Origin of the sequence: Actinosynnema sp. NPDC002837 (assembly GCF_040295345.1) — a bacterium.
GTDB lineage: Bacteria > Actinomycetota > Actinomycetes > Mycobacteriales > Pseudonocardiaceae > Actinosynnema.
This window is the reverse complement of record NZ_JBEOVG010000083.1, coordinates 1-17,136: the sequence shown is the minus strand read 5'-3', so window position 1 is coordinate 17,136 and position 17,136 is coordinate 1. Positions and strand designations below refer to the sequence as shown.

Sequence of the window (17,136 nt, the reverse complement as noted above, 5' to 3'; positions counted from 1 at the left end):
AGTAGGGTTCGTCACGTCGGAGCATCCACTGTCAGGGAGGAAAGATGCGACTTCTGTCGCGCATCCGTTCACTCCGCCGCCCGCTCCTGGAGGCCACCGCGCACTGCGACCTCCCGTGCGGTGTTTACGACCCGGCCCAGGCCCGGATCGAGGCCGAGTCGGTCAAGGCGATTCAGGAGAAGTACCAGGCGAACGAGGACCCCGAGTTCCGCGCCCGCGCCATCCTGATCAAGGAGCAGCGCAGCGAGCTCGTCAAGCACCACCTGTGGGTGCTGTGGACCGACTACTTCAAGCCGCCGCACTTCGAGAAGTACCCGGAGCTGCACGACTTGTTCAACCGGGCCACCAAGGCGGCCGGCGCGTCCGGCGCGAAGGGCTCCATGGACCCCGCCAAGGGTCAGGAGCTGCTCGACCTGATCGCCCAGATCGACAAGATCTTCTGGGAGACGAAGGCCGCGGCCTGATCACCTGCTCCACGCGGCGCTGACCGAGCGGAACCGTTCGCCTGGTCAGCGCCGTTCCGCGTGCCGAGGCGGTGGTCGGCCACCGTCCCGGTGCGCTGTTCGGGTGACCGTGCGCCGCCGCGCGTCCGGGCGCCTGCCCGCCCTGGGACCATCGACGGGTCCCGTTCGGCGGTCGGCAAGGAGATCTCGCCCGATGAGCACGCCCGTCCCCTCCGAGGACTCGGTGCGGAAGCCGTGGGGCGCGGCGGCCCGGTTGTTCCGCGTGCCGCCGCCCGCGGACTCGCCGGCGCTGGGCCGGGTCTCCTCCTGGCGTTCCGTGCTCGGCCTGCTGACGCTGGTCGTCCTCGGCCGGGGCGATCGCGGCGTGGTGGACACCCTGAACGAGGACGGCTGGGGCAAGGCCGTCGAGAACGTGATCATCGCGCTGGCCATCGTGCCCGTCGCCATGGCGCTGCTGTACCTGCGCACCCACCGCGAGCACCGCGCCGAGCTGCGCCTGGGCCCGGTGATCGGCAAGATCGCGCTGCTCCTGCTGACGACCTTCGGCGCGATGGCCCCGATCGTGCTCGTCGTCACCAACGACCTCTTCGACACCTTGGAGCCGACCGACTTCGGCACGGCGGTGCTCGCGCTCTTCGGCGGCCTGCTCGCCATCGCCTACGCGATCTGGGTGGCCGTCTACGTCGGCTGCGCGGCCTGGTGGGCGGTGCGCGGCAGCTGCTTCATCGGCGAGTTCCACCCCCTCCTCGGTCCCGCCGTCACGACCGCCGTGGTCGTCACCGCCACTGCGGTCGAACTGGTCGAGGCCGACACCAACAGCGTGTCCGACTCGCTCTGGCTGACCCTCACCCTCGGCGGCCTGGTCACCACCCTCGTCCTGGCCGCCGTCGAGTACTCGATGCTCCGCGCGCGGCGGATCGCCTGGCGCACCGGCCCGCGACCGCAACCGGTGCCCCGACCCGGTGACGGGGTGCGGCGTCCGTAAGCTCGGGCCGTGACCTCACACGTCTACCTGCTGCGGCACGGTCAAACAGAGTGGTCCGAGAGCGGTCGGCACACCGGGCTGACCGACGTTCCCCTGACCGGGACCGGGGTGCAGCAGGCCCGCCGCGCCGGCGCCGTGCTGGCCCGGCTGCGCGCCACCGACCTGCCGCCCGCGCTGGTGCTGACGAGCCCGCGCCAACGCGCGTGGCGGACCGCCGAGCTGGCCGGGCTGCACGACGTCGAGCGCACCGAGGAGCTCGCCGAGTGGGACTACGGCGACTACGAGGGCCTCACCACGCCCCAGATCCGGGAGACCGACCCGGGCTGGACGGTCTGGACCCACGCCGTGCCCAAGGGCGAGACGCACGACGAGGTGCACGCGCGCGCCGCCAAGGTGCTCGACCGGGCACGCCAGGCGTTGCTCAGCGGTGACGTGGTGCTGGTCGGCCACGGCCACTTCAGCCGCGTGCTCATCGCCACCTGGCTGAACCTGCCGCCGAGCGAGGGCGTCCACTTCGGACTGGACCCGGCCGGCACCACCGTGCTCGGCGACGAGCGCGGCGACCCGCAGGTGCGGCGGCTGAACGTGCCCGCCTGGGAAGTCGACGTTGACTGATCCCCGCATCCGCCGCGTGCGCGAGGAGGACGTGCCCGCCGTCGTCGCCCTCGTCGAAGAGCTGGCCGAGTACGAACGCGCGCGGCACGAGTGCCACCTGACGGTCGAGCAGCTGCACGAGGCGCTGTTCCGCCCCTCGCCCGCCCTCTTCGGCCACGTGGCCGAAGTGGACGGTCGGGTCGTCGGCATGGCCCTGTGGTTCCTCAACTTCTCCACCTGGCGCGGCACGCACGGCATCTACCTCGAAGACCTCTACGTCCAGCCCGACCAGCGCCGGAGCGGCCTCGGCCGGGCGCTGCTGCAAGCCCTCGCCGAGGAGTGCGTCGCCCGCGGCTACGCGCGCCTGGAGTGGTGGGTGCTCGACTGGAACGCGCCCGCGATCGGCTTCTACAAGTCGCTCGGCGCGCTCCCCATGGACGAGTGGACCGTCTTCCGCCTCACCGACGACGCGCTCACGCAACTGGGACTGCACGGCTGACGCCGACCTGCCGGATCAGCCCCACCCACCACACGAACGTGAACGCGATGACGGTCGGGTTCTTCACGAACAGCAGCACGGCCAGGTAGGTCTGCCGCGCCGACTCGGGGAGCAGCCCGCCGACCACCTGCTCGGCGACGACGTCGAACACCAGCACCGCCACCGCCAGCAGGACCCCCTGCCACACCAGGCTCGGCCAGTGCCGCGCCGCGAACGACCGCGCGTTCGCCCACCTCAGCCGCTCCCCCCTGGTCGCCAACCGCCAGATCACGACGACCAGCAGCACCCTCGCGGCCACCACCACGACCTCCGAGGCGAACGCCACCCCGTCCGGCACCAGGTCGCCCCAGTTCACCACCACGAGCCGCTGCACGGACGCCACCAGCGACAACCCGACGATCACCGCCCAGTGCCGCAGGTAGAACCGCCCGGCCCAGCGCGGCACCTCGACCGCCAGCCCCAGCTCCGACATGTCGCCACCCCTCACTCCCCAAATATTTTAGTTCAGTGTACTGAAATATCGGGCGCGGTAAAGTGACCGCATGGACGGACGGGACTTCGGACGTGAGCTGAGCACGGCGGTCGTCGCGTTCCACGAGGCCGTCGGCGCGCGCCTGGGCGTGACGGCGGTCGACCAGCGCGCGCTCGCGCTCATCGCGGGCAAGGGCCCGCTGTCGGCGGGCGAGCTGGCCAAGGAGATCAACCTGACCCCCGGCGCGGTCACCGGCGTCGCCGACCGGCTCGAACGCGCGGGCCTGGTGCGGCGCGAACCCGACCCCGGCGACCGCAGGAGGGTGGTGATCACCGCGATCCCCGGCGCGTTCGGGCAGGTCTTCGCCGGGTTGAGCGCGGCGATGGCCGAGCTGGGCGCGCGCTACAGCCCGGAGGAGCAGCAGGTCATCGGGGACTGGGTGGTCCGCGCGGTCGCCGTGCTCAAGGAGCAGACCCGACTGCTGAGCGAGGCCGGAAAGCCCTCTCCCGGCCGGCCGTGATCCGGTTCACGACCACCGCCGGCGCGGCCGCGGCCAGCGCGAGGCACGCCACGTTGAGCCAGGTCGCGGCGAAGGCGAAGTTGACGTAGAACCCCGACGACCGCGACGTGGCGGTGACCGTCTCCGTCGTCGTCAGCCGGAAGGCGGTCACCCACGACAGCACCCAGGACACCCACCACACGGCGACCGGCCCGGTCACCGTCCCCCGCCTGTCCGGCGCCACGGTGGCCACGCCGACGTCGTGCACCACCCGCCACGGGAGGTAGAAAGTTCGCCCCCGGCACGAACCAGCCGCCCAACACCCACCCCGGCGCGAGCTGGTGCGTCCCGGCCGCCGCGTTGCGCCGCGCCCGGTGCAGCCAGACCAGGAACACCACGGCGGTCACGACGAACAGCAGGGCGTACGGCAGGCCGACCAGCGGCACGACCATGGTCGACGGCGCCAGCACCGCGTCCGCGACCAGCAGCACCAGCAGCGGCGTCCGCAGCGAGGAGACGTCCTCCCACCGCCGCGGCTCGGCCGGGGCATGGCCCATCGGCGGCGCGTAGGGCGCCTGGATCACCGGCGGCACCTGCGCCACCGGCGGCTCCAGGTAGGACGGAACGGCCTTCCGCTCCAGCGATGCCCCGCACGAGCGACAGCTCGACACACCGGACAGCACGGGCGTGCCGCAGTTCGGACAAGTCATGGTGATCCCCCCCGGGCCACAACCACCGCGAATGCGGTTGCCGAACCTTAGACCGGCGACCTGACCAGGGAAATCAGCCGTTCGGCCGCTTCACGCCCACCGCGCCGTAGGTCACGGCCTCGGCGCTGGTCGCCGGCTCGCCCTCGCCACGCCACTTCGTCGCCAGCACCAGCCCGGGGTCGAACAGGTCGAACCCGTCGAGCATCGCCTCGACGTCCGCCCTGGACCGGGCCACGATCGGCGAGTCCGTCTCGGCGGCCACGCCGACCAGCTTGCGCACCAGCTCCGGCTGCTCGTCCGCGGTCAGGTGGCTGATCACCAGGTAGCTGCCGTCGGCGATCACGTCGCGGTAGCGGCGGACCAGCTCGACCGGGCGGTCGTCGTCGGCGATGTACGGCAGGATCGCGACCATCAGCACGGCCACCGGCCGGGTCAGGTCGAGCAGCCCGCGGACCTCGGGCGCGGACAGCACCGCGTCCACGTCCCGGATGTCGGCCTCGGCGATGGCCGCGCCCGCGTTGTCGCGCAGCATGGTGCGGCTGTGGGCCACGGTGGCGGGCTCGTTGTCCACGTACACCACGCGGCACGTCGGGTCGGCCTGCTGGGCGACCTCGTGCACGTTGCCCGCGGTGGGGATGCCGGAGCCGAGGTCGAGGAACTGGCGGATGCCGTGCGCCACGCACAGCCGGACGGCCCGGCGCAGGAACGAGCGGGTGTGCTGGACCATGGCGGCGGTCGGGATCTCGCTCATCGACCGGTCGGCGAACTCGCGGTCGACCGCGAAGTTGTGCGCTCCGCCGAGGTAGTAGTCGTAGAGCCGGGCCACGTTGGGGCGCTCGACATCACCGTTGGTCGACACCCACCTCGGGGGGTTCTGCACTGCGCACCTCACCCTGCCTGCACCCGGAGCGGCGTGAACGCCTGCCAGACCGTATCTGGCTACTCCGTTCGTGTCCATCCGCCAAATGTGAACACGCAGGGTGATTGTGACTGGTGAGTGGGCCCGGATCAAACCGTGGTGCCCCGGCCGAGGGGCGGCGCAGGGGGAGAGATGCCTGCCCCTCGGCCGGGGAGTGCTGCTCACACGCCGGCGTAGGAGCGGATCCAGTCGCGGTAGCGGGTGACGGCGGTGTAGTTCGACCGGGTGGAGCGGTCGCTGGTGGAGGCGACGCCGACCTGGTAGCGGCGGCCGTCGACCGGGCTGGTGGCGAACATCGGGCCGCCCGAGTCGCCGCCGGCGGCGATGCCGTCGATCCGGCTCACCGAGATCGCGATGCCGCCCCGGTAGTCGCGCCCGTTGACCGAGGTCACGCGGGTGTTGGCGTACTTGAGGTAGCGGGACTGGCAGTTGATCTCCGGCTGGTTGGTGCAGGTGGCGCCCCAGCCGTAGAGCTGCACGGTCTGGCCGACGGCCACCGCGGTGGTGGTGCCCAGCGGCGCGTACGTGCCCGAGACCGACCGGTCCAGCCGCGCCAGCGCCAGGTCGACCGACGGGTGCTGGATGATCTGGGTGGCGGTGGCCAGGGTGCCGCCGGTGGTCTGGTCGAGGCTGCCGATCCGGAACGTGTAGGTGCCCGAGCTCGCCACGCAGTGCTGCGCGGTCAGGACCCACTGCGGGGCGATGATCGTGGCCGAGCAGTTCTGCTGGCCGTTGCGGAACAGGCGGGCCGCCCACGGGGCGTTGCTCGCCGTGCCGCCGCCGATGATGTACGGCTCGATGCCGCCGGCCTCCTGGGCCGACGCCGCCGGCGCGATCGCGGTCAGGGCGAACGCGGACAGCAGTGCGGTAGTGGCTCCGACCACCGCGGACAGGGCGCGAGTGAATCGCATGGAGTTGTCACCTCAACGAACGCAGGGAGTGGTGAATTCACCACCCACAGCGTCACCTGTCTGAGTGACGGCGACCACCCGCCGTTAGTCGGCGAGCGCCCAGACGATGGTCTGCGGCCGATTGGCCCCACTCGACCAGGGATCGCCTACGCGTCGGTTTCGTCCTCGTCCACGCCGAGCGCCCACCGGCGCACCGGGTTGGTGAACAGCAGCACGAGCGTGACGACGACGTACACCCCGAGCAGCGCGCCCCACAGCTGGCGGTCGGAGGGCCCGTACATGTACCAGGCGACACCCAGGAGCAGGAGCTGCACGACGACCGCGGGCGTGCGACCCCAGTGCCTGCCGAGCACCAGGCCGACGCCCGCCGCGAGCACACCCGCCGACAGCACCGCGAAGTAGGCCGCCTCGCCCAGCACCTCGCCGGACTTCTCCGCGCTGAACGACCGCACCACCAGCGCGACCGCGAACGCCAGCCCCGTCAGGCCCTGCACCGCGGTCAGCGCGCCCGCCGCCCGGACCGCCGGTGGGACCTTGCCTTCGGTCGACACGCCGCGCCCCTTCAGCTGCGCCCTCAACTGGGCCTTTCCTCACAGTGCGTACTCGTCACGCATCGTAGGCCACCCGGTTGGCGTGTCCCGTTCGACCGCCCCAGGAGCGATGATCACAGGAGTCTCTTCGGCGAGCCGGCGGTCGGGCCGGGGTGCACTTGTCGCGAGACGGGGAACGACGCGGGACCCGGAAGATTCGGGACACGGAAAGGAGACCTCGGCCACTTTCGTGCGCTCTGCAGCCTCCTACCGGGTGATACGCAACCTGTCGGAGGTCACGCGCTGTCCTACCCTGCAAGAGTGCGCGCACTTCTGGTGGTCAACCCGCAGGCGACGGCAACCACGCCTGCCGGTCGGGACGTGCTCGCGCACGCACTGGCCAGCGATGTGAAGCTCGACATCGTCGAGACGGACTACCGCGGCCACGCGGCCGACGCCGCCGCGCAGGCCGTCCTGGACGGGTACGACCTGGTCGTGGCGCACGGCGGCGACGGCACGGTCAACGAGGTGGTCAACGGCGTGCTGCGCGAGGGCGCGCAGCCGGGCCTGCCCATGCTCGGCGTGGTGCCCGGCGGCTCGGCGAACGTGTTCGCGGGCGCGCTCGGCCTGCCGCGCGACCCGGTCGAGGCCACCTACCGCCTGCTCCAGGCCATCGAGCACGGCACCAGCCGCAAGGTCAGCGTCGGGCACGTCGCGGCCACCGGCGCGGACGTCGACCACGACCGCTGGTTCACCTTCAACGCGGGCGTCGGCTGGGACGCCGACGTGGTCGCGGCCGTCGAGCACCAGCGCGCCAAGGGCCGCCAGGCGTCACCGACCCTCTACGCCCGCACCGCGCTGACCAGCTACTTCACCCAGCGCAGACAGCCGCCGACGCTCACCGTGCGCATTCCCGACGAACCGCTGTTCGAGGACGTGCGGCTGGCGTTCGTCTCGAACACCGACCCGTGGACCTACCTCGGCGACAAGGCGATCCGGCTCAACCCCAGCACGTCCTTCGACGGCGGTCTCGGCTTGTTCGCGCTGCACGGGATGGGATTGCCGACAGTTCTTCGCTACGTCGCGCATCTCTTGGCCACGGATGGGAACCCCAAAGGCGGGAACCTGCTCCGGCGCGACGACGTCGAGTTCGTCCGCGTGACGAGTCCGGAACCCGTCAACCTGCAGGTTGACGGTGACCTGCTCGGCTCGTGCACCGAGGTCGAGTTCACCGGGGTGCCAGGCGTGCTCACGGTCGCCGTGTGATCGTGGCGTGACCGGCTCGGTACCCATCCGCGATGTTGTGACCTGGTGTGACACCGCGGTGTGAAACCCCTGGTGAACCCAGTCGATCTTTCGGGTGAGTTCACTCACCGGGTTGGGGCTAAACCCTTGACATCCCGGCCGTTCGTGAAAGCATTCACAAGCACCCCAAAACCGACCGCTGACGAGTGGCGCGCCTTCGCGCGCGCCTAGCTGAGGAGTAGTTCCAATGGACTGGCGCCACCGCGCGATCTGCCGCGACGAGGACCCCGAGCTGTTCTTCCCCGTGGGGAACAGCGGTCCTGCGCTCCTGCAGATCGCCGAGGCGAAGACCGTCTGCCGCCGCTGCCCCGTCGTCTCCGACTGCCTCTCGTGGGCGCTCGAGAGCGGCCAGGACGCCGGCGTGTGGGGCGGGATGAGCGAAGACGAGCGTCGCGCCCTCAAGCGCCGCAACGCTCGCACCCGGGCTCGCAGCAACGCCTGAGCCGCCTCGAACGAGCAGACGAAAGGCCCGACACCGTGCCAGGTGTCGGGCCTTTCGCTTGTGTTGCACACCCTCCCGCATGACCACGTGACTCCAGCTGAGGCAGGCCGTCACGTGTGCACGGGGAGCAGTCTAACGCCGGGCTCTGAGCGGTACGCGCAGGACCGCCTCTGTACCGCCTCGGGGCCTCCTCCGCAAGCTCAACGAGCCCCTGAGTTCGGACTCCACCAGCGTCCGGACGATCTGCAGCCCGAGCCGGTCGGTGCGCTCCAGCGAGAAGCCCTGGGGCAGGCCGCGGCCGTCGTCCGAGATCACGACGTCCAACCACTTCGCCGAGCGCTCGGCGTGCACGACCACCTCGCCCCGCTGACCCGCCGCGTACGCGTGCTCGAACGCGTTCTGCACGAGTTCGGTCAGCACCATCACCAGCGGGGTGGCGAGCTCGGCCTGGACGATGCCGAACTTCCCGTCCCGGCGCACCACGACCTGCGACTCGGTGGCGGCCACGTCCGACATCATCGGGATGACCTTGTCCACCACGTCGTCGAGGTCCACCCGCTCGTCCACCGACATGGACAGCGTCTCGTGCACCAGCGCGATCGACGTGACGCGGCGCACCGACTCGGCCAGCGCCTCGCGCGCCTCCTCGCTGCTCGTCCGCCTGCTCTGCAGGCGCAGCAGCGCGGCCACCGTCTGCAGGTTGTTCTTCACCCGGTGGTGGATCTCGCGGATCGTCGCGTCCTTCGACATCAGGGCGCGGTCGCGGCGGCGGACCTCCGTGACGTCGCGGCACAGCACCAGCGCGCCCGCCGCGCTGCCGCGCGGTCGCAGCGGCAGGGCGCGGAACAGCACCGCCGCGCCGCGGCGCGACTCGGCCTCGATGCGCATGCTCGGCTGGCCGTCCAGGGCGGACCGGATGCGCTGCGCGACCTCGGTGGCGTCGAACGGGTCGCCGATCAGGGACCGCGTCAGCGGGGCCAGGTGCACGCCGACCAGGTCGGACGCGTGGCCCATGCGGTGGTAGGCGCTCAGCGCGTTCGGGCTGGCGAACACGACCGCGCCCGAGGCGTCCAGCCGGATCAGGCCGTCACCCACGCGCGGGCTGGTGTGCACGTCCGGCGACGGCTCGGTGGTCGGGAACGTGCCGTCCGAGATCATCTGGCACAGGTCGGCGGCGCTGCCCAGGTAGGAGATCTCCAACGGGCTCGGCACGCGCGGCACGGCCAGGTTCGTGTTGCGGCTGAGGACCGCGATGACCTCGCCGTTGCGCTTGACCGGGATCGCCTCGCGGCGGACCGGCACGCCCAGGTGCCAGCGCGGGTCCTCCTCGCGGCAGATGCGGGACTCGGCCATGGCCCGGCGCAGCTGGGGGTGCTCCTCGACGTCCACCATGCTGCCGACGACGTCCTCGGGGTGCGCGGTCGGCGCGGTCGTCGGCCGGGCCTGCGCGACGCACAGGAACGTCGTCTCGTCCAGCGGCACCCACATCAGGAAGTCGGCGAAGCTGAGGTCGGACAGCAGCTGCCACTCCGCGACCACGAGCTGCAGGTGGTCGACGGCGCCGCCGGAGAGCTTGGTGTGCTCGGCGAGGAGGTCGGTGAGCGTGGACAGCTACTCCACCACCGCGATGAGGTCACCCTCCTGGACCACGTCGCCGGTCGACACGGCGATGCGGGTGATCCGGCCCGCGCCCTCGGGGAGGACCGGGATCTCCATCTTCATGCTCTCGAGCACCACGACCGTGGTCTCGTGCGTGACCTCGTCGCCTTCCTGGACGGCGATCTGGGCCACGTTGGCCACGATCTCGGCCCGGATCTCCTCGGCCATGGTCCTCCTTCGTCGAGTCCATCCAACCACGATTCAGACCCGGTGCCGTGCCCGGGCGACCGCGTGACACACTGGGATGAAGCATGACGAGCACTAGGAGAACCCCATGTCGAAGCGTGCCCGCAAGCGCCGCGACCGCAAGAAGGGTGGCGCGAACCACGGGAAGCGCCCCAACGCCTGATTCCACGTCACGGCGTGCGAAGGCCCCGGAGCACCGCTCCGGGGCCTTCGACCTTCTCCACCGCTCGTCCCGCCGGCCGCGATCGGCCCCGGCGGTCAGCTGCTGGACGTCTCGGTCCGCGTCACCGTCGTGGTGACCTCGACCTCCACCGTCGTCTGGTCCGCCGTCTGGTAGAGCCGGGCGCGCAGGCGCCGCCTCAGCTCCTCGGGCGCGTGCTCGCCGCCGCACTTGCGGGCCAGCAGCGCCTTCAGGTGCTCCTCGATGCCGTACTGCTCCAGGCACGGGTGGCACTCCTCCAGGTGGGTCTGGAGCAGCTCCTTGCGCCTCTCGTCGCACTCGTGGTCGAGGAAGAGGTAGACCTCGGACAGGACCTCGGAGCAGTCCGTCTCGTGCGGTTCGCCGCAGCTCATCGGCCCGCCACCTCCTGGTGACCGTCGCGGATGATGCCGCGCTCGCGCGCGGTGTCCGCCAGCTGGTCGCGAAGCTGCCTGCGGCCCCGGTGCAACCGGGACATCACGGTTCCGATGGGGGTGCCCATGATGTCTGCGATCTCCTTGTAGGCGAAGCCCTCCACGTCCGCGAGGTACACCGCGATCCGGAACTCCTCCGGCAGTCGCTGCAAGGCTTCCTTGACGTCTGAGTCCGGCAGCCGGTCCATCGCCTCGACCTCCGCCGACCTCAACCCGGTCGACGTGTGGCTCTCCGCCTGCGCCAACTGCCAGTCCGTGATCTCGTCGGTCGGCTGCTGGATCGGTTGGCGCTGCTTCTTGCGGTAGCCGTTGATGTAGGTGTTGGTGAGGATGCGGTACAGCCAGGCCTTGAGGTTCGTGCCCTCCGAGAAGGACGCGAAGGCGGCGTACGCCTTGAGGTAGGTCTCCTGGACCAGGTCCTCGGCGTCGGCCGGGTTGCGGGTCATCCGCAGGGCCGCCGAGTACAACTGGTCGAGCATCGGCATCGCGTCGCGCTCGAACCTGGCTGCGCGCTCGGCCGTTGTCTCGTCAGTCGGCGTGTCCTGCGTTCGCGTGGCTGGCACCGCGCTCCCTTCCCACCGGCTGGTCAGCGCGGTGGATGGCACTGTCTGGGACGCAGTCGAGGATACGCGGCGGTCCCCGGGTCGGCAGTGAGCCGAGCCACGCGGTGGGCGCGCCTTGACCTGCCTGCCGACCTGCTGGTCCATCACCTCGGTAGCCACGTTCGCAGCAACGCGACGAGGTCGCCGCGCATTCCCTCGGCTATCGTGCGCGATCATGGCCGGTCGTGGAACGCCCGCCACCGCGTTGCTGGACAAGCAGAAGGTGGCCTACGCGCTGCACGCCTACGAGCACGACCCCCGGCACGAGTCGTACGGGCTGGAGGCGGCGGAGGCGTTGGGGATCGCCCCCGAACGGGTGTTCAAGACGCTGGTCGCGGACGTGGACGGCAAGTTGGCCGTCGGTGTGGTTCCGGTCACGGGCCAGCTGGACCTGAAGGCGCTGGCCGCGGCCGTCGGTGGGAAGAAGGCGAAGATGGCCGACGTCGCGGCGGCCGAGCGCGCCACCGGGTACGTGGCGGGCGGCATCTCCCCGCTGGGGCAGAAGAAGCGGCTGCCGGTGGCGCTGGACGCCTCGGCGGAGGCCTTCGAGACCATCTACTGCTCCGCCGGACGGCGCGGGCTCGAGGTCGAGATCGCACCGGAAGCGCTGGTCAGGCTCACGCAGGCGGTCGTCGCACCGATCTCGGCCTGACCGCCCGCGCCCGGCTCGCGAGGGCGGGTCGGCGCAGGTCGCGGGGTCCGCCGTCAGGTCCGCTCACACCTCGAGCGGGCGCAGCACGCGGTCCAGCCACTCGCCCACGGCGCGGCCCACCGCGCCCACGTCGGCCTTGAGGTTGTGATCGCCGGGCAGCAGCACGACGTCGCGGTGGTGCGCCGCCTCGGGCCTGCCGAACGGGTCGTTCTCGCCCTGCACGACCAGGGTGGCGACCTCGACCCCGTCCAGCTCCGGCATCCGCGACTTCTCCGGCTTGCCCGGCGGGTGCACGGGGAACGCCAGGCACAGCACGGCCACCGCCTGACCCTCCGACGACGTCCGGCACGCCACCCGCGCGCCGGAGGACCGCCCGCCGAACAGCAGCGGCAGGTCGTCGAACCAGGTCTCGCCCAGTTCGTCGGCCACCGCGAGCCACGCCGCGTCGAGCTGCTTGGCGGGCGCGGGCGCGCGGCGGCCCGCCACCCGGTACGGCTGCTCGATTAGCGCCACGTGCACGCCGACGTCCACCGCCGCGCGGGTCGCGGCCACCAGGTCCGGCGCGGCGATGCCGCCGCCCGCGCCGTGCCCCAGCAGGAGCGCGGCGCGGCTCTCGGACGCGCAGTGCAGCTCGGCCCGCGCGGGGCCGTACGGGGTGTCGACCACCCGCGAGGTCATTTCAGCTCGAACAAGGTGGGCTCCGGCTTCTCGGACTCCCCCAGCGTGACGGCCGCCATCAGCGACGGGTCGTTGTTCTTGATGCTGTTGACCTTCGTCGACACCGGGCGCAGCTCCAGCGCGTCGACCAGGTCCAGGTCGGGCGCGAGCAGGTCCTTCGGGTCCTCGTTGTCCGGGTCGAGCCACGCCGCCCAGCGGTCCTTCGGCAGCACCAGCGGCATCCGGTGGTGCACGGAGGTCATCTCGCCGATCGCGTCCGTGGTCAGCACGGCGCACGTGATGATCGGCTTGCGCTCGTCGCCCTCCTGCTGCCACCACACCGACCAGATGCCGGCCATGGCGAGGCTGGAGTCGTCGCCGGGGTTGATGAAGTACGGCTGCTTGCGGCCCTCGCCCGGCTGCCACTCGTACCAGCCCGCGGCCGGGACGATGCACCGGCGCTTGGCCGCCGAGTTCCGGTAGGCGGGCTTGTCCAGCACGCTCTCCGCCCGCGCGTTGATCATCTTCGCGGCGCCGGACAGGTCCTTGGCCCAGTGCGGCACCAGGCCCCAGCGCATCACGCGGACGCTGCGCTCGGTGGTGTCGGGGTCGGGGTTGCCCTCGTCGTCGCGCGGGTGCCGCTCGACCACGGCGAGCACCTGCTTGGTCGGCGCGACGTTGTAGTCCGCGCCGGGCGCGTCGCCCTCGGTGCCGTCGACCGCGTCGAACTCCGCCGCGAGCAGCGCGGGGTTCTTGGTGGACGCGTACCTGCCGCACACACCGATCACCTCTCCACAGATCACCCTCGGGCGATGCCATCGTCGCACGTCGGAAAGCCCGGTGCGAGCTGTCGACCACCCGATGCGGAATCATCAAGCCATGACTCAGCAGTGGTCCGCTCCCACCGCCGACGGCCCGGTCGACGCGACGGTACCCGTGCCCGGCTCCAAGTCGATCACCAACCGCGCGCTCGTGCTCGCCGCCCTGGCCGACCGCGCGTCCACCCTGCACGCGCCGCTGCGCAGCCGCGACACCAACCTGATGGTCGACGCGCTGCGGTCGCTCGGCGTCGGCGTCGTCGACGGTCCGGACGGGTCCTGGCTGGTCACGCCCCACGAGCTGCACGGACCGGCGCAGGTCGACTGCGGTCTGGCGGGCACCGTGATGCGGTTCCTGCCGCCCGCCGCCGCGCTCGCGGTCGGCGACATCACCTTCGACGGCGACCCGCACGCGCGGACCCGGCCGATGACCACGATCCTGGACGCGCTGCGGGCGCTGGGCGCGGACGTGGCGGGCGACGCGCTGCCGTTCACGCTGCACGGCAAGGGCGGCGTGCCCGGCGGCGAGGTCACCATCGACGCCTCGGCGTCGTCCCAGTTCGTGTCCGGGCTCCTGCTGTCGGGCGCGCGTTACGAGAGCGGCGTGACGATCCGGCACGACGGCAAGCCCGTGCCGTCCATGCCGCACATCGAGATGACCGTGGCGATGATGCGCCAGGCCGGCGTCGTGGTGGACGACGCGTCGCCGAACGAGTGGCGGGTCGAGCCGGGTGTCGTCGAGGGCCGCGACTGGCACGTCGAGCCGGACCTGTCCAACGCGACCGCGTTCCTGGCTGCGGCGGCCGTGACCGGCGGTCGGGTGACGATCCCGGGCTGGCCGACGCGGACCACGCAGCCCGGCGGCGCGGCCCAGGACCTGTTCGGCGGCATGGGGTGCGAGGTCGAGCTGTCCGACGCCGGTCTGGTGCTGCGCGGGCCGGACCGGTTGACCGGGATCGACGTCGACCTGCGTGACGAGAGCGAGCTGACGCCGACCATCGCGGCCTTGGCGGCGCTGGCCGACGGGCGGACGCGGATCCGCGGTGTCGCGCACATCCGCGGCCACGAGACGGACCGGCTCGCCGCGCTCGTCACCGAGATCAACCGGCTGGGCGGCGACGCGGAGGAGACCGAGGACGGCCTGGTCATCACGCCGCGACCGCTGCGCGGCGGCGTCTGGCGGGCCTACGCCGACCACCGGATGGCCACCGCCGGCGCGATCATCGGCCTGGTCGTCGAGGGCGTGTCCGTGGACGACATCGGCTGCACCACGAAGACGCTGCCCGACTTCCCGGGCATGTGGGCGGCCATGCTGTCGCTGCCGGGGGCGCGCTGACGTGGCGAGGGGCGACTGGCGGCGGTTGGACGAGTCCGACGTGCGGGTGCGGCCGGGCAAGGGCACCCGGCCGCGCAGCAAGCGCCGGCCCGAGCACGCGGACGCGGTGCCCGCCATGGTCGTCGGGGTCGACCGGGGTCGGTGGACGTGCGCGATGGACGGCGACCCGGGTCGGATGGTCGTCGCCATGCGGGCGCGGGAGCTCGGCCGCACGCCGGTCGTCGTCGGCGACCACGTCGGGCTGGTCGGCGACACGTCCGGTCAGCCGGACACGTTGGCGCGGATCGTGCGGGTGGAGGAGCGGCGCAGCGTGCTGCGGCGCACGGCGGACGACACCGACCCGTTCGAGCGGGTGGTGGTGGCCAACGCCGAGCAGCTGGTGATCGTGTCGGCGTTGGCGGACCCGCAGCCGCGGCGCGGTTTCATCGACCGGTGCCTGGTGGCGGCGTGGGCGGGCGGGCTGGAACCCCTGCTGTGCTTGACGAAGTCGGACCTGGCGCCGCCGGACGAGCTGGTCGCCGCGTACGCGGAGCTGAACCTGCCCGTGGTCGTGACGCGGTCCGACGAGGACCCGGACGAGCTGCGCGGGCGGCTGGCGAACCGGTTGTCGGCGTTGATCGGGCACTCGGGTGTCGGCAAGTCGACGTTGGTGAACCGGCTCGTGCCCGACGCGCACCGGGCGGTGGGCGTGGTGAGCGGTGTCGGCAAGGGCCGGCACACGTCGACGCAGACCGTCGCCCTGCCGCTGCCGGAGGGCGGCTGGGCGGTGGACACGCCGGGCATCCGCTCGTTCGGCCTGGCGCACATCACGCCGGACGACATCGTGGGCGCGTTCCCGGACATGAAGGCGATGGCCGAGGAGTGCCCGTCGGGCTGCGGTCACCAGGGCCCGCCCGACGACCCGGACTGCATGCTGGACGAACTGGTGCGCACCGGCGAGGCCTCCCCCGGCCGCCTGGGCTCCCTGCGCCGCCTCCTCTCCTCCCGCGGCAAACTGGAGGAATACGACTGATCCCTTTGCCCGCCCATTGAGACGGTCAAGCTCGCCCTGTTGACCTCGAGGCCTTGCGCACTCCATTCTGGGAACAGATCAACCGCTTAACCGCCGGTATCGTCGTCGTGCCCGGAAGGTGTCCATGAGAACGCGCTCAAATATTTAGCACTATCGCTAAAATGTTTAGCGACGTGCTGGTCGCCCGGCCATATCGGCACTCCGCCGATCTCGCCGACTTCTTGAGCCGATGACCGTTCTCGTCGACAAACGCGATCGCGGACGGCCACTGTTCGAAAACTTGCGCAAAGTCCGCAGAGGAGACGTCATGTCAATGCTACGACGCAGCTTCACGACCAGGTTCAGAGCAGCAAATGTCGGCGCCGCGGTGGCGAGCGCCGCACTGCTGGCAACGGCTGCGACCCTCGTGGCGTTGCCGGCCGGCGCCGCGGCCGCCGGCTGCTCGGTGAACTACGCCGTGGCTTCGCAGTGGCAGGACGGGTTCACCGGCAACGTGTCGATCACCAACCTGGGTGATCCGCTGACCGGGTGGACGTTGACGTGGTCGTTCGGCGCGGGCCAGACGGTGACGCAGTCGTGGAACACGTCGTTGACGCAGAGCGGTTCCGCGGTGACCGCGAAGAACGTGAGCTACAACGGTTCGATCGCCACCGGCGGTTCGGCGTCGTTCGGTTTCAACGGGTCGTGGACGGGCAGCAACCCGATTCCGACGAGTTTCGCCCTGAACGGCGTGGTGTGCACCGGTAGCACGACATCGACGACCACCCCGACCAGCACCACTTCCACCACCACTTCCACGACGACCACCACCACCACCACGACGCCCGGCCAGTGCTCCCTCCCGTCGACGTACCGCTGGTCGTCGTCGGGCGTGCTGGCGAACCCGAGGTCGGGCTGGGTGTCGCTCAAGGACTTCACCTACGTGCCGTACAACGGCAAGCACCTGGTCTACGGCACGACGCACGACTTCGGGACGCGCTGGGGTTCGATGAACTTCGGGCTCTTCGGCAACTGGTCCGAGATGGCCTCGGCGCCCCAGCAGGCCATGAACATCAGCACCGTCGCGCCCACGCTGTTCTACTTCGCCCCGAAGAACATCTGGGTGCTCGCCTACCAGTGGGGCGGGACGGCGTTCAGCTACCGCACGTCGACCGATCCCACCAACCCGAACGGGTGGTCGGCGCAGCAGGTCCTCTCCACCGCGAGCATCACCGGCTCCGGCACGGGACCCATCGACCAGACGATCATCGG

General features: G+C 71.3%; 23 protein-coding genes and 1 pseudogene. 12 read left to right on the top strand and 12 right to left on the bottom strand.

What is annotated here, in order from left to right:
* Positions 1-44 precede the first annotated feature (44 nt).
* The 4 genes from sodN (at position 45) to ABTZ99_RS35795 (ending at position 2,542) form a co-directional block, all read left to right on the top strand.
* Positions 45-464, top strand: coding sequence for a superoxide dismutase, Ni (sodN, locus tag ABTZ99_RS35810; RefSeq protein WP_073891370.1), 420 nt, complete (start codon positions 45-47; stop codon positions 462-464).
* Between the two features lie 193 nt (positions 465-657).
* Positions 658-1,449 (top strand): hypothetical protein, encoded by a 792-nt coding sequence (locus ABTZ99_RS35805; RefSeq protein WP_499617693.1) that lies wholly within the window; start codon positions 658-660, stop codon positions 1,447-1,449.
* 9 nt (positions 1,450-1,458) lie between these two features.
* Positions 1,459-2,064 (top strand): histidine phosphatase family protein, encoded by a 606-nt coding sequence (locus tag ABTZ99_RS35800; RefSeq protein ID WP_498786330.1) that lies wholly within the window; start codon positions 1,459-1,461, stop codon positions 2,062-2,064.
* A complete protein-coding gene (locus tag ABTZ99_RS35795) occupies positions 2,057-2,542 on the top strand; it encodes a GNAT family N-acetyltransferase (protein WP_499617692.1) in 486 nt (161 codons plus the stop codon). The genes ABTZ99_RS35800 and ABTZ99_RS35795 overlap by 8 nt, the downstream gene beginning before the upstream one ends.
* On the opposite strand, the gene ABTZ99_RS35790 is transcribed toward ABTZ99_RS35795, so the two are convergent.
* On the bottom strand, positions 2,517-3,014 hold the full coding sequence (locus ABTZ99_RS35790) for a hypothetical protein (protein WP_498786334.1): 498 nt from the start codon (positions 3,012-3,014) through the stop codon (positions 2,517-2,519). The two genes, ABTZ99_RS35795 and ABTZ99_RS35790, sit on opposite strands and share 26 nt — an antisense overlap.
* Before the next feature lie 70 nt (positions 3,015-3,084).
* Between ABTZ99_RS35790 and ABTZ99_RS35785 the strand changes: the two genes are divergently transcribed.
* Positions 3,085-3,534 carry a MarR family transcriptional regulator gene (locus ABTZ99_RS35785; RefSeq protein WP_498786336.1) on the top strand — a complete coding sequence of 150 codons (450 nt, stop codon included), beginning with the start codon at positions 3,085-3,087 and terminating at the stop codon, positions 3,532-3,534.
* Here ABTZ99_RS35785 and ABTZ99_RS35780 read toward each other — a convergent pair.
* The 5 genes and pseudogenes from ABTZ99_RS35780 to ABTZ99_RS35760 all read right to left on the bottom strand — a co-directional run bounded on the left by ABTZ99_RS35780 (position 3,476) and on the right by ABTZ99_RS35760 (position 6,631).
* Positions 3,476-3,757: a hypothetical protein gene (locus ABTZ99_RS35780; RefSeq protein ID WP_499617708.1), complete on the bottom strand. Its 282-nt coding sequence runs from the start codon at positions 3,755-3,757 to the stop codon at positions 3,476-3,478. The genes ABTZ99_RS35785 and ABTZ99_RS35780 overlap by 59 nt on opposite strands.
* Positions 3,758-3,872: 115 nt before the next feature.
* Positions 3,873-4,223, bottom strand: a pseudogene (locus ABTZ99_RS35775) (zinc-ribbon domain-containing protein); the annotation flags it as partial.
* 73 nt (positions 4,224-4,296) lie between these two features.
* The gene (locus ABTZ99_RS35770; RefSeq protein WP_499617691.1) at positions 4,297-5,103 is read right to left on the bottom strand and encodes an SAM-dependent methyltransferase; all 807 of its coding nucleotides are present in this window, start codon (positions 5,101-5,103) and stop codon (positions 4,297-4,299) included.
* Positions 5,104-5,303: 200 nt separating this feature from the next.
* Positions 5,304-6,053, bottom strand: a complete 750-nt coding sequence (locus tag ABTZ99_RS35765; RefSeq protein WP_498786342.1) for a S1 family peptidase — start codon at positions 6,051-6,053, stop codon at positions 5,304-5,306.
* A gap of 146 nt (positions 6,054-6,199) precedes the next feature.
* Positions 6,200-6,631, bottom strand: a complete 432-nt coding sequence (locus ABTZ99_RS35760; RefSeq protein WP_498786344.1) for a hypothetical protein — start codon at positions 6,629-6,631, stop codon at positions 6,200-6,202.
* Between the two features lie 273 nt (positions 6,632-6,904).
* On the opposite strand from ABTZ99_RS35760, the gene ABTZ99_RS35755 reads away from it, so the two are divergent.
* Both ABTZ99_RS35755 and ABTZ99_RS35750 read left to right on the top strand, forming a co-directional pair.
* Positions 6,905-7,849 (top strand): diacylglycerol/lipid kinase family protein, encoded by a 945-nt coding sequence (locus tag ABTZ99_RS35755; protein WP_498786346.1) that lies wholly within the window; start codon positions 6,905-6,907, stop codon positions 7,847-7,849.
* A gap of 226 nt (positions 7,850-8,075) precedes the next feature.
* A complete protein-coding gene (locus tag ABTZ99_RS35750; RefSeq protein ID WP_053719541.1) occupies positions 8,076-8,330 on the top strand; it encodes a WhiB family transcriptional regulator in 255 nt (84 codons plus the stop codon).
* Between the two features lie 132 nt (positions 8,331-8,462).
* On the opposite strand, the gene ABTZ99_RS35745 is transcribed toward ABTZ99_RS35750, so the two are convergent.
* Positions 8,463-9,941: a histidine kinase N-terminal domain-containing protein gene (locus ABTZ99_RS35745; protein ID WP_498786367.1), complete on the bottom strand. Its 1,479-nt coding sequence runs from the start codon at positions 9,939-9,941 to the stop codon at positions 8,463-8,465.
* Positions 9,942-10,157, bottom strand: coding sequence for a biotin/lipoyl-binding carrier protein (locus ABTZ99_RS35740; RefSeq protein WP_498786348.1), 216 nt, complete (start codon positions 10,155-10,157; stop codon positions 9,942-9,944).
* 106 nt (positions 10,158-10,263) lie between these two features.
* Between ABTZ99_RS35740 and ABTZ99_RS35735 the strand changes: the two genes are divergently transcribed.
* Entirely contained in the window at positions 10,264-10,338 is a 75-nt protein-coding gene (locus ABTZ99_RS35735) for a 50S ribosomal protein bL37 (RefSeq protein WP_096498094.1), read from the top strand.
* Between the two features lie 95 nt (positions 10,339-10,433).
* On the opposite strand, the gene rsrA is transcribed toward ABTZ99_RS35735, so the two are convergent.
* The gene (rsrA, locus tag ABTZ99_RS35730) at positions 10,434-10,748 is read right to left on the bottom strand and encodes a mycothiol system anti-sigma-R factor (RefSeq protein ID WP_498786350.1); all 315 of its coding nucleotides are present in this window, start codon (positions 10,746-10,748) and stop codon (positions 10,434-10,436) included.
* Positions 10,745-11,371, bottom strand: a complete 627-nt coding sequence (locus ABTZ99_RS35725) for a sigma-70 family RNA polymerase sigma factor (protein ID WP_053719537.1) — start codon at positions 11,369-11,371, stop codon at positions 10,745-10,747. The genes rsrA and ABTZ99_RS35725 overlap by 4 nt, the downstream gene beginning before the upstream one ends.
* Positions 11,372-11,585: 214 nt before the next feature.
* On the opposite strand from ABTZ99_RS35725, the gene ybaK reads away from it, so the two are divergent.
* On the top strand, positions 11,586-12,062 hold the full coding sequence (gene ybaK, locus ABTZ99_RS35720) for a Cys-tRNA(Pro) deacylase (RefSeq protein ID WP_498786353.1): 477 nt from the start codon (positions 11,586-11,588) through the stop codon (positions 12,060-12,062).
* Between the two features lie 63 nt (positions 12,063-12,125).
* Here ybaK and ABTZ99_RS35715 read toward each other — a convergent pair whose 3' ends face one another.
* Together ABTZ99_RS35715 and ABTZ99_RS35710 are read right to left on the bottom strand one after the other, a co-directional pair.
* The gene (locus tag ABTZ99_RS35715) at positions 12,126-12,740 is read right to left on the bottom strand and encodes an alpha/beta hydrolase family protein (protein ID WP_499617690.1); all 615 of its coding nucleotides are present in this window, start codon (positions 12,738-12,740) and stop codon (positions 12,126-12,128) included.
* Positions 12,737-13,498, bottom strand: a complete 762-nt coding sequence (locus ABTZ99_RS35710) for an SOS response-associated peptidase (RefSeq protein WP_498786357.1) — start codon at positions 13,496-13,498, stop codon at positions 12,737-12,739. Before ABTZ99_RS35710 ends, ABTZ99_RS35715 begins: the two co-directional genes overlap by 4 nt.
* Positions 13,499-13,598: 100 nt before the next feature.
* Here ABTZ99_RS35710 and aroA point away from each other — a divergent pair, with 100 nt between their 5' ends.
* The 3 genes from aroA to ABTZ99_RS35695 form a co-directional block, all read left to right on the top strand.
* Positions 13,599-14,873 carry a 3-phosphoshikimate 1-carboxyvinyltransferase gene (gene aroA / locus ABTZ99_RS35705; RefSeq protein WP_499617689.1) on the top strand — a complete coding sequence of 425 codons (1,275 nt, stop codon included), beginning with the start codon at positions 13,599-13,601 and terminating at the stop codon, positions 14,871-14,873.
* A gap of 1 nt (position 14,874) precedes the next feature.
* Complete coding sequence (gene rsgA / locus ABTZ99_RS35700) at positions 14,875-15,885, top strand: ribosome small subunit-dependent GTPase A (RefSeq protein ID WP_498786361.1); 1,011 nt, start codon at positions 14,875-14,877, stop codon at positions 15,883-15,885.
* 307 nt (positions 15,886-16,192) lie between these two features.
* A partial coding sequence (locus ABTZ99_RS35695) for a non-reducing end alpha-L-arabinofuranosidase family hydrolase (protein WP_499617688.1) occupies positions 16,193-17,136 on the top strand: 944 nt, incomplete at its 3' end.